Here is a 15,170-nt window from a genome sequence, read left to right on the forward strand (position 1 = left end):
ACCGCTATTTGTGTGAAATCATTTACTTCGGCTTCACAGGACTGCCTATAATATCCGTCATGAATGCAACTTGTTCATTCCACATGCATTTATCTTTTGCGAGAGCCGTTATTGTCAGGACAAAGCCAGATCATGACTTTTAAAACTATCAGCACCACAGCTTTTACAGATCAGAAGCCGGGCACTTCGGGCTTGCGCAAAAAAGTGACTGTCTTTGCTCAGGAACATTATGCGGAGAACTTCATCCAGTCGATCTTTGACAGTCTGGAAGATTTTCAAGGCAAGACACTCGTGCTCGGCGGTGACGGACGTTATCTCAACCGCAAGGTTATCCAGAGCACGATCAAAATTGCTGCTGCGAATGGTTTTGGCCGCATTCTGGTCGGTCTTGGCGGCATTACCTCGACGCCTGCGGCTTCCAATCTCATCCGCAAGAATAAAGCCTTTGGCGGTATTATTCTCTCTGCCAGCCATAATGCCGGCGGACCGCAGGGTGATTTCGGCATCAAGTTCAATATCAGCAATGGCGGTCCCGCTCCGGAAAAACTGACCGAAGCGATGTTCGCCAATTCTAAAACCATCACATCCTATAAGATTGCCGATTGCGCCGATATCGACATTGATACACTTGGTTCGCATCAGATCGGCGATACGGTGGTGGAAATCATTGATCCGGTGAAAGATTACGCCGCCTTGATGGAGAGCCTGTTCGACTTTCAGGCGATCCGCACCCTGCTGCAATCCGGTTTCACCATGCGTTTTGACGCCATGCATGCCGTGACCGGCCCTTATGCTACAGAGATTTTTGAAAACCGGCTCGGCGCAAAAGCGGGCAGCGTTTTCAATGCCGTGCCTTTGGAAGATTTTGGCGGCCATCATCCTGATCCGAATATTGTCTATGCCCATGAGCTTTATGAAGAGCTGATGTCGGCCAATGCACCGGATTTCGGTGCGGCATCAGATGGTGACGGCGACCGCAATCTGATTATCGGCAAGGGCATGTATATTGCCCCGTCGGATTCTCTGGCAGTTCTCGCCGCTAACGCGCATCTGGCTCCGGCCTATAGCAAAGGCATTGCCGGTATTGCCCGCTCCATGCCGACCAGTTGTGCCGCAGACCGCGTGGCTGAAAAACTGAAGATCGGCATGCATGAAACACCGACCGGCTGGAAGTTCTTCGGCAATCTGCTGGATACCGGTCTTGTCACTATTTGCGGTGAGGAAAGTGCGGGAACCGGCTCTGACCATGTGCGTGAAAAAGACGGGTTGTGGGCTGTGCTGCTATGGCTGAATATTCTGGCGGTACGCAAACAATCTGTCGCCGAGATTATGCATGAGCACTGGCAAACCTATGGCCGCAATTATTACTCACGCCATGATTACGAAGAAGTGGCCTCGGATGGTGCCAATGCGCTGATGGATGCATTGCGCGCCAAACTGCCTGATCTTAAAGGCAAGACCGTGCAGGGCATGGTTGTGGAATCAGCCGATGATTTTGCCTATCATGATCCGGTCGATCATTCAGTGAGCAAGCATCAGGGCATCCGCATTCTTTTCGCCGGTGGTTCCCGTCTTGTGGTGCGTCTGTCCGGCACCGGCACCGCCGGAGCAACCATCCGCATCTATCTGGAACGCTATGAGGCTGACAGTAACAAGCATGATCTGGAAACCCAGTCTGCCCTGACCCCGCTGATCGCAGCCGCTGCGGAACTCACAGAGATCACGCATTATACCGGCCGCGAAAAACCAAGCGTCATTACCTGACCCAACAAAAAAGGCCTGCATTGCAGGCCTTTTTCAATTTCATCATCTGTTATTCAAATACAATCTTCGGTGCTGTGCGGGATGAACCGCCGCTCACCTGCGCCCAGGCTTTTTCGGCAATTTCACGATAAATTTGCGCATGCGGGCTGTCCGGCTCTTTCACCGTGATCGGCATACCCGCATCGGACAATTCGCGGATCTGCATATCCAGCGGCACTGCGCCGAGGAAAGGTACATTGAGCCGCTCAGCTTCGCGCTGCGCTCCGCCATGACCGAAAATATCATAACGTTTGCCGGTATCCGGCGCGATGAAATAGCTCATATTCTCAACAATACCGAGCAGCGGTACATTAACTTTGGCAAACATATTCAGCCCTTTACGGGCATCGATCAGCGCCAAATCCTGCGGGGTAGAAACAATCACCGCACCGGCCAGCGGCACCTGCTGCGCCATGGTCAGCTGGGCATCGCCAGTGCCCGGAGGCATATCGACAACCATCACATCGAGATTGCCCCACTCCACTTCACGCATCATCTGATTGAGCGCCGACATCACCATCGGGCCGCGCCAGATCATCGGGGTTTCTTCTTCCACCAGAAAGCCCATCGACATGACTTTGAGGCCGTAATTGCTCATCGGCTTCATGATGCGGCCATTGACCGTTTCCGGACGACCGGAAATACCGAGAAGGCGCGGCATTGACGGCCCGTAAATATCGGCATCAAGAATACCGACTTTCAGCCCCAGTGCCTGAAGCCCGAGCGCAATATTCACCGAAGTCGTGGATTTACCGACACCACCTTTGCCGGAAGCCACGGCAATAATCTTGCCAACACCCGGAATACCCGGCTTTGCCTGCGGCTGCGGTACTGCATGAGTATGCGCAGCCGGACGCGCCTGAGCAGCGGGCTGAGGGCGGCTTGGCGGAGGCGCATCATCGCTGGTGCGGCCGCCTTTGCGCTCGGCGGTCAGTGTGACCAGCGCATCGGCAACCCCCGGAATCTCTTTTACCAGTTTTTCCGCCCGCAAACGCAACGGCTCCATCGCCTGCGCACGGTCAGACGGCACGGTAATAGAGAAAAACACTTTATTATCAGCGATAAAAATATCGGACACCAGTCCAAGGCTGACAATATCACCTTCGAAATCCGGTCCAGTGACCTGTTTCAGCTGAGCCAGCACCACATCTTTGGTGACCTGTGACATGCCTCATACCCCGTCGAATAATCTGTTCACCATTGCCGGCACAGTATTTTATCCTGCGACCGGCATTTCATGCATCATCGTTAAATGATTTTGCGTCTGAGAGAAAGTTATCTTCATCCCTTTCCGCGCAAACCTCTGTGACATCGTGAGGCAGAGGGAGATCCGGCATCATTATTACAGAGGAAAGCTCTTTCCTTCCGCAAAGCACCGCGCTAAAAAGCGGAAAGCGCAGTTATATATAGTTCAGGGTGATGGTTCAGACACACAAAAACAAGCTGGTTTTAATACGCATCCTGTGCGTATTGGCGCTTGTTTTGCTGTCTTTTGCCCATAGACCGGTGGATGTCAGCGCCCCCCTGCTGCAAATGACCACCAAAAGCGGCACCTCCGCTGAACCGGTTTTCATCCGTTATGAAACAATGCCCGATGGCAGTATTGTTTCGATCTGCGTTTCCGAAAACAGCGCCGCATCTGACCAGCATCATAAAAATCATAATATGATGGTTGATTGCGAGGCCTGCCGTATCTCGGCGGCTTTTGCACTGGTTACACCACCTGCAGCCGGTGGTCCGGTTGTTGCCAAAGATACAGGCAACAGCGTCAGACGCACGGCCAAAGTTCTGCCCCGCTCCCGACCTTATCCGCCCGCCGCCCCGCCGCAGGCGCCACCTTTCCTTGCCTGATACAGGTCTGCGCATTCTCGCAATGCCGCAGGAAATATCAGTCATGCGCTTTAAGCGCCTTCATGCTTTCTGCCTGCAATTTGCAGCCGGAAAGCAGGATATTCGCAAGGAATAAATTTATGAAAACCATTTTCACACCACTCTGTGTTGCCAGCCTTCTTCTCGGCACTGCCGGTCTGGCACAGGCACATGTGTCACTTGAAACAGCTCAGGCTAATGCAGGAAGCGGCTATAAAGCCGTCCTCAAAATCCCGCATGGCTGTGAAGGTGCCGCGACCACACAGATCAATGTCAAAATTCCGGAAGGTTTCATTGCCGCTCAGCCGCAGATGAAAGCCGGATGGGATATTGAAACTGTTAAATCCGACTACCAGCACAGTTATAAAGTGCACGGCAAGGACGTGAAAAACGGCGTGACCGAAGTGATCTGGAAAGGCGGCAAACTGCCGGGCGATTTCTATGATGAATTCTCGGTTGTCGGCAAACTTGCAGCCTTCGACAAGGATACAACATTGTCGTTCCCGACAATCCAGACCTGCGAAAACGGTAAAACCGAAAACTGGACAGATATCGCAGCAGAAGGCCAGAACCCGCATGATCTGAAAAACCCTGCGCCGCAATTGCTCGTTACTGCTGCCACAAAACAGGCAAGTCATGACGGCCACGGTGCGCATGGTGGCAATAGCGCCGAGGTGGTGACAGCCGGTGATCTGGAGCTTTCCGAAGCTCATAGCATCGCGACAATCCCGAATGCCCGCGTTGCAGGCGGCTATATTGTCATTACCAATAAGGGCAAAGAAGATGACCGCCTGATCGGCGGCACCACAGATGCAGCCGGAAAAGTCGAAATTCATGAAATGTCGATGAAAGACAATGTCATGAAAATGCGCAAACTGAGCGAACCTCTGGCAATTCCTGCCGGTCAAACTGTGCAATTGGCACCAACCGGCTTCCACATCATGTTTATGGATCTGGCCAAACCGTTCAAAGAAGGTGAAACAGTCAATGTTGTGCTGGAATTTGAAAAAGCCGGAAAGGTTAATTTACCGTTTCACGTGAATCCATCCAAGGGTTCTTCAGGTAATGCTGGCGGCAAGGCCAATGACCATAGCCATCACTAATTTCTGTTTCTCCGAAACCGTATCGGTTCGGAGATAAAAGACTAAGGCGGAGCGCCGGTCATATCGGCGCTTCGCATTGTGATTCTGGAACCGCTCCTTTTTGTCTGTCCTGTTTACAGGCTTCTGCATGAGGCGGGACATCGCAGAGCTTAAAAATCCGGCCGGAATGTCGTTCAATCCGGCCAGCTGCGACAATCACGCAAAACATATACGGATTCATATAGATAGCATTGCATTTTAGAATAAAAACATGAGTAAAATACTCTGGAATTATTCTAAGCTATTGAAATAAGAACACTTTTCTAAATAAATGCTGAAAATTAGGTTTGACAACCGACCGTTTTCACCGGCATATTCCCGCTGTCAGAGCTTTCGGGAGGGATACTTCCGGCTCGTGGCAATAAATTCAACCTTTGATGTTTGGGCCTTGAACCCGCTCTATTGGAGGACCTCATGTTTGGTCAGGCACTTTACCGCCCAAGGGCGGTACTATCGTCGCGCCCTCAGCCGCGACGCATATTCATCGCTCCTTCGCGTCCGTTACAGATCGGATGCCGCCCATGAATATGCAGGTCAGAAATCTCTTTGAAACATCCAGTCATTATTTCGAGCGGCAGGCTGAAAAGCTGGTGCTTGAAGGCTATCGCCACTGGACGTCCGGCTTCGAAACCGGATCGGTTATTCCGTGGGAAATGGCCTGGACGATTTACACTCAGGAACTCGGCCTCGATAAAGCCAAGCTCGCGCTGGCCGAACTCTCCCATTTCATTCGCACCCTGCATTTTTGTGCAGCTTGTCAGCTCAAGGCCTTTCCTTATGGTTCGATGCATATCTGCCGTGAAGAATGCCTGCTGATGGGACTGATCTCCGCCTTGCAAAACGGTGACGATACAACCCGTGATGCCTGTCTGGATGCTCTGGTAACCGGCAGCCGTGTCGCGGAAGTTAAAAAAGCCGCGCAGGATTATGCACAGGTCATGGCAGAGCTCAATCAGGTGCTGCTGCCTATCCCTCATTACGCCGTTGCCTGTGTTTTATCACCGGCAGGGCACAAAACCTTTCACTGATATGAAGAGCTGAAACCTCTTTCATAACTTTACCATGATTTTAGCCCAGTGACTGCGAGCGAAGCGCTCCGGATCCGCGGGCAAAACCGACAGGACGAATATAATGAATGCAAAAACTGAAAAGCGCTTGGGTATTATGGCTGCGCTCCTGCTGACCGCAGCAATGTTTGTGGCGCCTAATCCGATCCAGCAACAGCAGAATTTTCATTTTCTCAGCATGACTGAAGAAGCCGTCAAAGATGTACCGGCTCTGATTGTTGTTGCGCAAAACCATCAGACCGGCTCAGCTATCCGCTAACAGCACCCATTTGAACTATCATATTTGATCATTTTTTTATCACTGTCCTCCCAAGACAGAAAAAAGCCGCGCTAAAGCATTTTCAGCAAAAGTGGAAACCGGTTTTGCATATGAAAATGCGTAAAATAAATAGCCGGAGCATTTAAAAAATGCTCCGGCACAGCGCGGCTTTTATTTTCAAATAGTTTTAATCAGGCCTGCACAACAATCGGCGCTTTGCCCTGCACGCGATCATAAAGATCAATAATATCCTGATTCATCAGACGTACGCAGCCGGAAGACATAGCCTGCCCGATCGACCACCATTCCGGATTGCCATGGATACGATAGCCGGTATCAACGCCGTCACGGAAAATATAAAGTGCGCGCGCGCCCAGCGGATTGGCTGGTCCCGGCTCCTGACCATTACGGTATTTTTCCAGCTCCGGCTGGCGTTTGATCATTTCCGGTGGTGGTGTCCAGCGCGGCCATTGCTTCTTATATTGCACATTGGCGCGGCCTGACCATTCAAAACCTGCACGTCCGACACCGATGCCATAACGCATGGCCTCGCCGCCCTGCAGCACCAGATACAAATATCGCTCATTCAGACGCACAACAATCGTACCCGGTGCCTCACCGGTCGGATCCGGCACGATCTGGCGGCGGAACTGTTTCGGCACTTTCTCATAAGGAATAGCAGGCAGGGAATAACCGTTCTCATGAACAGCCGCATACATCACTTCATTGCTGGTGACGCCTTTATCAACGCTGATCTGCGGGCGCATCACACTGCCGGTTGAAGACATATCAATATCCGGCTGAAAAGCCGACATATCCAGCGACTGGGTACAGCCAGCCAGACCAAAGGCACCGGCGCCGGTCAGAAAAATGCGACGGTTCAGAATTTCACCCTGCTTTGCCATGATAAATCCGTATCTTCAAAACCTTTTCAGAGGTCGGATTGTGCGCCCGCATGGTTGAAAAATCATTAAATTCGCCGGATCTTCATTTACCATAAACAATGACCACACATTAAAAATGCAGTAAAAAGCAAAAAACCGGCACAAATTTGTGCCGGTTTTTCAATTCGATCAGTATCCGCATCTCTGACGGATCAGTAATCTTTTTCGTAGAATACACCCAGACCGGAATCACCATTCGTACCGACAGAGCCTTTGGCTTTGAGATCCCGTGTAATATCCAGATTGATCGTGCCTTTGGTGCCATTGGAACCGCTGGCTTCCACACCGAGATAAATATTATCGCGGATATAGCTGCCTGCGCGAACCGCTGCATTGCCCTTGCTGTCGGTGACAACATCAAGATCATCCAGCCCTACGCCCTGACGCAATGCCCCCAGCAGATTGGCGTTTTTACCACCCGCCAGTTCAGCGGCCGCAGCGGCAAGCTGTGCAATCTGGAAAGGAGACAGTTCCGAGATTGAGCGTTTGAAGATCAAACGCGCCAGAACTTCATCCTGCGGCAATTCCGGCTCCGAGGAGAATTTGATATCCGGATTATCCACCGTGCCCTGCACCGTCACCAGCACGATGATATCGCCGCCGTCACTGCGGGCCACGAAATAGAGCTGCGGGTTCATATCCCCGATCAGGGTCACACGGCCTTCATCAAAGGTTACACGCTGGGTCAGAATATCCAGACGGCCACGCAGCAGTTCAAAACCACCGACCGGACGCACATTGGTTACAGGACCTGTCAGACGGACAGCACCGCCCAGTTCCGTATCCAGACCGCGACCACGCACGAAAATCTGGTTCGGCGCAATCACGCGCACATCCAGTTGCGGCACGGTCGGACGGGATGTCGGCACCGGTGCCGAACCCTTGGCACGGGTTTCCACCTTGGCACGTTGCAACGTCATCAGCACTGATGCCGGTGTATTGACGTGGCGCACATCAATATTGGCACCGCCGCCGCCAAAACTTTCAGGCACGGTAATTTCCGCGCGTTCAATCTCGATCTTACCGGCAATCAGCGGATCGCGCATCAACGGGCCGGTAATGGTCAGGCCGCCATTAATGGTCGCAACCACCATGGAACCATCCGCATAACGTGCTTTGTCAAAATTGATCCGCAGATCGGCAGGGAAATTCTGCGCGGCATTGATCGAAATCGTGCCATCCGCATTGATTGAACCACCGGTCGACAAAGCTGCGCTTGCATTGCGAAGGCGGATTGTCTGACCTTCCATGCTGCCATTGATGGTAATATTATTGAGGCGGATATTGGTTTCCGGATCAACCATCTGCGCGCCGCTTGTCGAGAACATACCGCGGATTTGCGGATTGTCGAAACCACCGCTGACATTAGCGGTCAAAGCCAGTGTACCGGTTGCCTGTGCGCCACGATCCGACAGAAAACGATTGGCAAGCGCCAACGGAATCTGCCCCGTCACATCAATACCCAAACCGCTGCCAGACAAAGGCACACGCCCCTGCGCGGTCACGCTGAGATTTTGCGGGCCGTCAACAGACAGCGAGCTGATATTGACGGTCTTATCACCATAACGACCGGCAGCTTTCAGATTCAAAGGCGCAAGCCCGTTCTCAGCCAGCGGTTTGGCGCTCAGCGCGCGTCCGTTCAGATTGAACTCGGCGGCAGGATTGGTCAGAGCGCCGGTGACTTTTGCAGTGCCGGTAACATTACCGCCCAGATTCTGATCCTTCACCACGCCATTGAGCAAAGCCAGCGGCAGGTTGGTCAGTTCAACATTCACATCCAGCGCACCGGCAGATTTATCCGTGCCCAGCGGCACAAAACCATTCACACGGGTATCAAGACCATTACCGCCGGTAATCCGGCTGTCCACTTTCAGGCGGTTCTGGCTCGACGTGCCTTTAGCTGTCGCATTCAAGGCACCAATGCCAAGTTCACGCGTCTGGCGGGCAATCACATCGCGCGCATTAATGTCAAAACTGACATCAGGCTGGTTGCGCGAACCGGTAACCTTGGCCTGACCATTGATCAGACCGCCAAGTCCCAAATCCGGCTGAATGCTGTTTGCCACATTCAGCGGCAGATTATCCAGTTTCACATCCAGATTGAAACGATCAGCCAAAGCACCATTAAGGCTCAGACGACCTTCTCCCACCTGCATGATGATATTGTTAAAGGTAACATCACTGCCTTTCAGCGCCAGAGATGCCGGTTGTGCCAGTCTGGTCAGCATTGAGCCCTGACGCAGCTCCGCATCTGAAAGCGACAGCAACAAACCACCGTCCTGCGGCTCCAATGCGCCGTTGACTTTAACTTTGGTGCCGATTTTCAGATCAGTTGCAGCCTGAAAAACCGTTTTGCTGCCTTCAGACTGAGCCGTTGCATCAACCGTATTAATTTCAAATGTACCGGCGCGGATGGACTGTGCTTTCACAGTGCCGTCAACAACAGGAACATTAAACAGGTCGGCAAGCGTCGCATTAATATCCGCCTGCCCGATCACATTGCCTTCAACATTCAGATTACGGATATCTGCTTTGACCGCAGCATTCTGGCGGTCATTTTCATAAGACAGATCAATATCCGCATTGATGCTACCGGTTGCTTTGGCAAGGAAAAGAGCGGCAGCGGTTGAGACATCCGGCGCATCCACTTTCAAACGACCGGCGAGCAGGTTCTTGTCCGCAATATTCAGATCACCACTGACGCGCGTGCCGCCAGCAACAAAACTCAGATCACTCAGGCGTTTGCCTTGCTCATCCAGCGCAACTTTACCGGCAAGATCGAGTTTTTCACCGCTTAAGAAGCCACTGCCGCTGAAACCACCGCTCAAAGACGGAGCAAGCTTCGGATCAGAACCGTCCAGCACAGCATTGAAGTCGAGCAGACCATCATTCAGCTTGCGCCCTTCCAGCGAACCGGAAGGCACAGATGCGCGGGCAGCCAGAGCAATCCGGTTTTCTGTTCCGCGTGCACTGGCTTTCAGCGACAATGGTCCCGTTGCCTTATCGGACAGATCGGCAATATCACCAATCTCAACGCCCAGATCGAAATCGGCATCTTTGCTCGAGAATGAGCCATTGGCAGTGATTGCATTTGCATCATTACCAATACGGAAACCACGGGCGGAAAAACCGTTTTCAGAACGTGCCAGACCACCGCTCAAAGTGGAGCGGCCATTGATAATACGGTCAGCAATATCCTCACCGGTTTTGATATTCTCTGCTGTGCCATCCAGCGTCAGGTCAAACCCGCCGGTGAGAAGCGCAACAGTGCCGGTTGCTTTCAGATCAAGACTGCCGGCAAGCGAACGGTCTGCCAGTGCCGAAAACGGCATGAGGCTGTTTGCCTGCAAAACAATGTCACCGGTATAAATGAATTTATCGATTGCACCTTTTAAGGCAGCGCTCAGACCATTGCCGGTGAGTTGCAATTTTTCAAGCTGCACAGGAGAACCGGCACGCCATTGCCCCAACACGGCCAGATCAAAACGATCACCCAGCGCCTGCGCAACCTCAGGCTGCCTGGCATTAATTCCCGTTATATTCCCTGTAATATTGAAACCGACATGGCGGTTTTGTGCGTCCTGCAGATTTTCTGCTGCGCCGCCCATATCCAGCACAGTCTGCTGTGCGGAGAAATCACCGGCCTGCAGACCTTCAACCAGCAACTTGCCTGTCCAGTCTGCGGATTGACGGTCGCCGTAATCCAGTGTCAGACGCGCAGACGCCAGAGAGGTCTGGCCGCCGCTGATCGGCAGAAGCACACGGCCTTTTTCCCGATCTGCAATCAGCGCATCAAGGGTCAGACGTGTCAGAAAGCCGTCATTGGCGGTTTCGGCCTTGGCCTGTACCTGCAGAGCGGCATTGGAAAGATTGAAATTATCCAGACGGAAACCACCGCCATCCTTGATAAAACCATTGGCTGCAAGGCTTGAGGTTGCGCCAAAGAAATCACGGAATTTTTCCGGAATGAGTGCAGCAATCGGACCTTTGACATCCGCATTAAACACGCGGCCGGTAACAGTGCCGTCCGCATTGCGGTTCAGGGTCAGAAGTCCGGTCAGAATGCGCTGGCTGTCCGCATCAAGCGTCAGGTCAACTTTCAGATCATCAAGCTTGCCTGCGCCGGTCAGCGCCAGTTCAACAGGCGGTTTGCCTGCAATATTCAGGAGATTGGCGGCAATACCATTGGCAGGCTCGGAAAGACGCATATCCAGATCAAGCTTCTGATCGGCATTGGCGTAATTCGCCTTCAGCTTCATCGTGCCGCCCGGACCATCCAGACGCTGCATGTCAAACAGGGACTCCAGCGATCCGTCCTGAAGGGTCAGATTGCCTTTCAGTGCCACTTCCGATGCCAGACCAAAAACCGGCTGACCGAATTTCAGGCGTTCAATATTCAGCTCACCCAGCAAAACCGCCAGCGGCAGTTCCGGCAAAGCAAAGCCACCGGCTTCCGGTGACGGCAGTCCCTCATCCGGCAAAGGTGTGCGGATAAATTCAACTTCCTTGGCCGAGAGTGTATCCACGCTCAGACGACCGCGCAAAAGAGCCAGACGGCTCCAGACAAGCTGGGCATCTTTAATGCGCAGCCAGATACCTTCGCGGTCAGCAACCGTGATAGCCCCGACTTTTGCCTCAGACGACAAAACACCTTCAATACCGGTAATACTGATCTTGCGGTTCGGCCCCGACAGTTTTTCTTCAACAAAAGACAGGAAGTAGGACTTCTCCTCTTCGGCTTCCTGCGTGGAAACAGAAGTGTCAGCCTGTGCGGTCTGCGTGTCTGAACCCGCAGGATTGCTCTGGCCGGTGGCAGGCGTCGTTACGCTGTCCGCTCCCTGAGGCAGCAGCGATGCCCCGATATAAATACCGAGCGGCAGAATGATAAAGAAAGTGGCTACGAAAGCGAGAAAACGGTTCAAAACGCCTGTCCTATGCCGACATAGAATGCAAAACTTGAGTCACCTGCCTTGCGGTTAAGCGGCACGGCAACATCGAAACGGATCGGTCCGAGACTGGTATCATAACGCAAGCCCGCACCTGCCCCCAAACGCAGATTCTCCGCAAAATCAGGGTAGGATTCCTCCCCGACATATCCTCCGTCTACAAACCCGACCACACCGATACTATCGGTAACCTTTGTGCGAACCTCGCCGGACATTTCCATCAGCGAACGTCCGCCGATCACCACATCCCCCGGCTTATTCACCCCGATGCTGCGATAAGCATAACCACGGACAGAACCGCCGCCACCGGCAAAGAAGACTTTATCCGGCGGCAGATCGCTCATATCGGCACCGACAATCGACCCGACTTTAACACGACCGGCCAGCACAACGCGTTTATCTTCACCAAAGCCGTAATAGCCACGGCCTTCTGCGGTAAATTTGGTCGAGAAACTGCCGTTTTTGAGCTCGTAAAACGGCTCAACCACGCCCTCGGCATAATAACCGGAAGTAGCATTGGTCTTGTTATCGCGCTTATCCAGCAGAATACCGCCCAGCATCCCCACGGTGAAGAACTGGCGTTTGCCGTAATAATCATCATCAAACTGCGCACGAGACACATTGGCAAACAAACGTCCGCTCAGATCTTCATTGAAGATATGCGTAAAACCTGCCTGTCCGCCGACCGATGTCTCGGTATAATTATCCAGAACCTCACGCTTACCGGTCAGAGACGAAACGAAATCCGTATCCGGTGTGAACACGCCCGGTTTGGTGAAGGATGTACCCAGCACATAGGTGAAGTTTTTCGGATCATAGGAATTATCCTGCGAACCGCCGATACCGCTGACCTTGGCATCAAAGCGCAGACGCTCCGCCTTACCGAACAGATTGCGATGCATCCAGAAGGCTTCTACCCCTGCACCGTCCAGCGTGGAATAACTCGCACCAAGACCGAAGCGGCGCGGTTTACGTTCCTGCACGATCAGATCCATCGGCAGAATACCGTCGCGGTTGATTTCCTGTGCTTCCTGAATAGATGTTGAGCGGAAAACATCCAGCCGCGCCAAACGGCGGCGTGCACGCTCAATATCATCCGGATCATATTCCTGACCCGGTTTCAGATCTGTCATATAGGCAACGAATTCCGGATCCATGCGGGCTGTGCCCTGCACTTTGACAGGGCCGTAATGGGCAACACGTCCCGGTTCCAGCGTGATATCCGCATTCAGCACATTGCCTTCATGATCGGCAACAATATCCTCACGCGTAACTTTCGCTTTGGCATAACCCTGCTGACGCCATGCCTCAACGGCAAGACGCTCTGCCTTCAGGATTGTACCGGATTTGGCAATTTCACCGCTTTTGAAACCGGCCTTTTCAGGCGACTGCACCTGATCGCGGCGGTCATCTGTCGGCGGTGCAAGTTCATTAATGCTGGCGCGGGCAAACAGGAATTGCGGGCCCGGATCAACATTGATGACAATTTTGGATGTATCCGGCAATTGTGTATCCGGCGGCAGGTTTGCAGCTTCGCGGCCATCAACCAGAATACTGATGGTGCCGCCATAACGACCTTCACCATAAAGTGCCATCAGAATACGACGGTAATCACCACGTGCTTTGGCTAGCAGTCCGCCGGAGCCGGAAGCCGCTTTTTCTTCATCAGCCACAAGCCGTGAAGCGCCTTTAACAAGATCTTCCACATCGGCTGCCGTGCCGTCTTTATTGGTGCGGGTGCCGCCGGAAGTGACTTCAACGCTGTAGCGTTTTGGTTCGGCAATGACATCATCGGCTTCTTCAGCCTTGTCTTTACCCCAAAGTTTAATGCCAAAGAGCTCAAAAGCATGCGCAGGCGATGCCGCCATAACCGGCAGCAGCGCAGTGAACAGCAGGAGGGTGCTGACTTTACGGATTGGAGCTCTCCTTAATTTATTACCTGCATATCATCCCATTCAACGGGGTCAATATGCATATTCCTCGGCATAGCCCGCTCCACCCATCGCGCGATGCCTAACAATCAAACTAGCGGAGAGTATAATCCAAAAGCTTACACTGCTTTTTTAAAATTTATGCTTAACAAAATATTAATTTGTATTTTCCTTTACCTAAAGAAAAACTTAATTTGTGGCTTTCAATCAAATATGAATTTTGAATATTTAATCTTAAGAAAGAAACAAAAACGAAAATTACAGAGGCATAAAGCCGTAAAATATTGAAAATATTTGTCTTTTAAAAATACAGCCGCACAGGGCAATTTAAAACCGACATGAAAGATTGTTCCGGAAAGCATTTGTCATACGGATTGCAACACGTTCCAAGAAAATGCGCATTGGTTAAAATACAGCCACCTCCCTTAAAGAGTCCTGCCACGGAACCACGTTTTCCATAACAGGGAATCGCCTTGCAGAATCTGCCTTATCAGATCCTATCTGCGCCATCCTCCGCGCGGAAAATGCACAGGCCCCACACCCCATCGGGGGCTCCAGCCCTGCCGGCCAAAAGGACGAGGATTATAGCGTGGCCCATAAGGCCGGTAGCCCGGACGATACCAAGGCCGGTAATAAGGCGGGTGCCAGCCCGTGTAATAAGGTTGATAATACGGGGCATAAAACGGATCATCATAAAAACCTGATCCGATATTCAGCCCGAAAGTGACTTGCGGCTGCGTATTATAGACCGGTGCAGCATTATAGCCCTGATAGGATTGAGATAAATAACGGCCACTTATCCAACCTATCCCCCAGCTGCTTCTGATCTGACACCAGCTGCCGCGGCAACTCTCAATATGCACCGCCGCACCGCGCGGCAAAGCTGCAATCCGCGTATAGTTTGTGCCCGGCCCCTGCCGTAAATTGACAGTACCCGAAACAGTAGCGACCTGCGCCTGCACAATGCCGGTTCCTACCAGCAGCATTAGCCCTGAAATTATTGAAATAATCTTCATCGAAATCACCAAGTTAAAATTGAAAAAATTTAAATGAATGCAAATTTTAAATGACGCGCTTTGAGAAGATCAAAATTATGAAAGAATAAGGACTGTAATTTGAGACAGGTTACCAATGCATCTCAATATAAAATGCATAAAAAACGGCGCTGCCAAAGCAGCGCCGTTCATTGTTATTCCCGTGAGTGAGACA

Annotated in this window: 10 protein-coding genes; 5 read left to right on the top strand and 5 right to left on the bottom strand. The window is 52.1% G+C overall.

Annotated features, from left to right (window positions below):
- Positions 1-132: 132 nt before the first annotated feature.
- Positions 133-1,764 (top strand): alpha-D-glucose phosphate-specific phosphoglucomutase, encoded by a 1,632-nt coding sequence (locus JNC80_RS02865; protein ID WP_376709456.1) that lies wholly within the window; start codon positions 133-135, stop codon positions 1,762-1,764.
- Positions 1,765-1,813: 49 nt separating this feature from the next.
- Here JNC80_RS02865 and JNC80_RS02870 read toward each other — a convergent pair whose 3' ends face one another.
- Complete coding sequence (locus tag JNC80_RS02870) at positions 1,814-2,971, bottom strand: Mrp/NBP35 family ATP-binding protein (RefSeq protein WP_376709457.1); 1,158 nt, start codon at positions 2,969-2,971, stop codon at positions 1,814-1,816.
- A 251-nt stretch (positions 2,972-3,222) separates the two neighbouring features.
- Between JNC80_RS02870 and JNC80_RS02875 the strand changes: the two genes are divergently transcribed.
- The 4 genes from JNC80_RS02875 (at position 3,223) to JNC80_RS02890 (ending at position 6,140) form a co-directional block, all read left to right on the top strand.
- Positions 3,223-3,654, top strand: a complete 432-nt coding sequence (locus tag JNC80_RS02875) for a hypothetical protein (protein ID WP_151158746.1) — start codon at positions 3,223-3,225, stop codon at positions 3,652-3,654.
- A gap of 119 nt (positions 3,655-3,773) precedes the next feature.
- Positions 3,774-4,775, top strand: coding sequence for a DUF1775 domain-containing protein (locus JNC80_RS02880; protein ID WP_376709458.1), 1,002 nt, complete (start codon positions 3,774-3,776; stop codon positions 4,773-4,775).
- 560 nt (positions 4,776-5,335) lie between these two features.
- The gene (locus tag JNC80_RS02885) at positions 5,336-5,842 is read left to right on the top strand and encodes a hypothetical protein (protein WP_220158841.1); all 507 of its coding nucleotides are present in this window, start codon (positions 5,336-5,338) and stop codon (positions 5,840-5,842) included.
- A gap of 103 nt (positions 5,843-5,945) precedes the next feature.
- Positions 5,946-6,140: a hypothetical protein gene (locus JNC80_RS02890; protein WP_022710224.1), complete on the top strand. Its 195-nt coding sequence runs from the start codon at positions 5,946-5,948 to the stop codon at positions 6,138-6,140.
- Positions 6,141-6,331: 191 nt separating this feature from the next.
- On the opposite strand, the gene JNC80_RS02895 is transcribed toward JNC80_RS02890, so the two are convergent.
- The 4 genes from JNC80_RS02895 to JNC80_RS02910 form a co-directional block, all read right to left on the bottom strand.
- Positions 6,332-7,045: a L,D-transpeptidase gene (locus tag JNC80_RS02895; protein ID WP_022710225.1), complete on the bottom strand. Its 714-nt coding sequence runs from the start codon at positions 7,043-7,045 to the stop codon at positions 6,332-6,334.
- 191 nt (positions 7,046-7,236) lie between these two features.
- A complete protein-coding gene (locus JNC80_RS02900) occupies positions 7,237-12,006 on the bottom strand; it encodes a translocation/assembly module TamB domain-containing protein (RefSeq protein ID WP_376709459.1) in 4,770 nt (1,589 codons plus the stop codon).
- Positions 12,003-13,898: an autotransporter assembly complex protein TamA gene (locus tag JNC80_RS02905; protein ID WP_116086191.1), complete on the bottom strand. Its 1,896-nt coding sequence runs from the start codon at positions 13,896-13,898 to the stop codon at positions 12,003-12,005. The genes JNC80_RS02900 and JNC80_RS02905 overlap by 4 nt, the downstream gene beginning before the upstream one ends.
- A 560-nt stretch (positions 13,899-14,458) precedes the next feature.
- Positions 14,459-14,977: an SH3 domain-containing protein gene (locus JNC80_RS02910; protein ID WP_225685804.1), complete on the bottom strand. Its 519-nt coding sequence runs from the start codon at positions 14,975-14,977 to the stop codon at positions 14,459-14,461.
- Positions 14,978-15,170 lie beyond the last annotated feature (193 nt).

Origin of the sequence: Pseudochrobactrum lubricantis, assembly GCF_041929865.1 — a bacterium.
GTDB classification, from domain to species: domain Bacteria; phylum Pseudomonadota; class Alphaproteobacteria; order Rhizobiales; family Rhizobiaceae; genus Pseudochrobactrum; species Pseudochrobactrum saccharolyticum.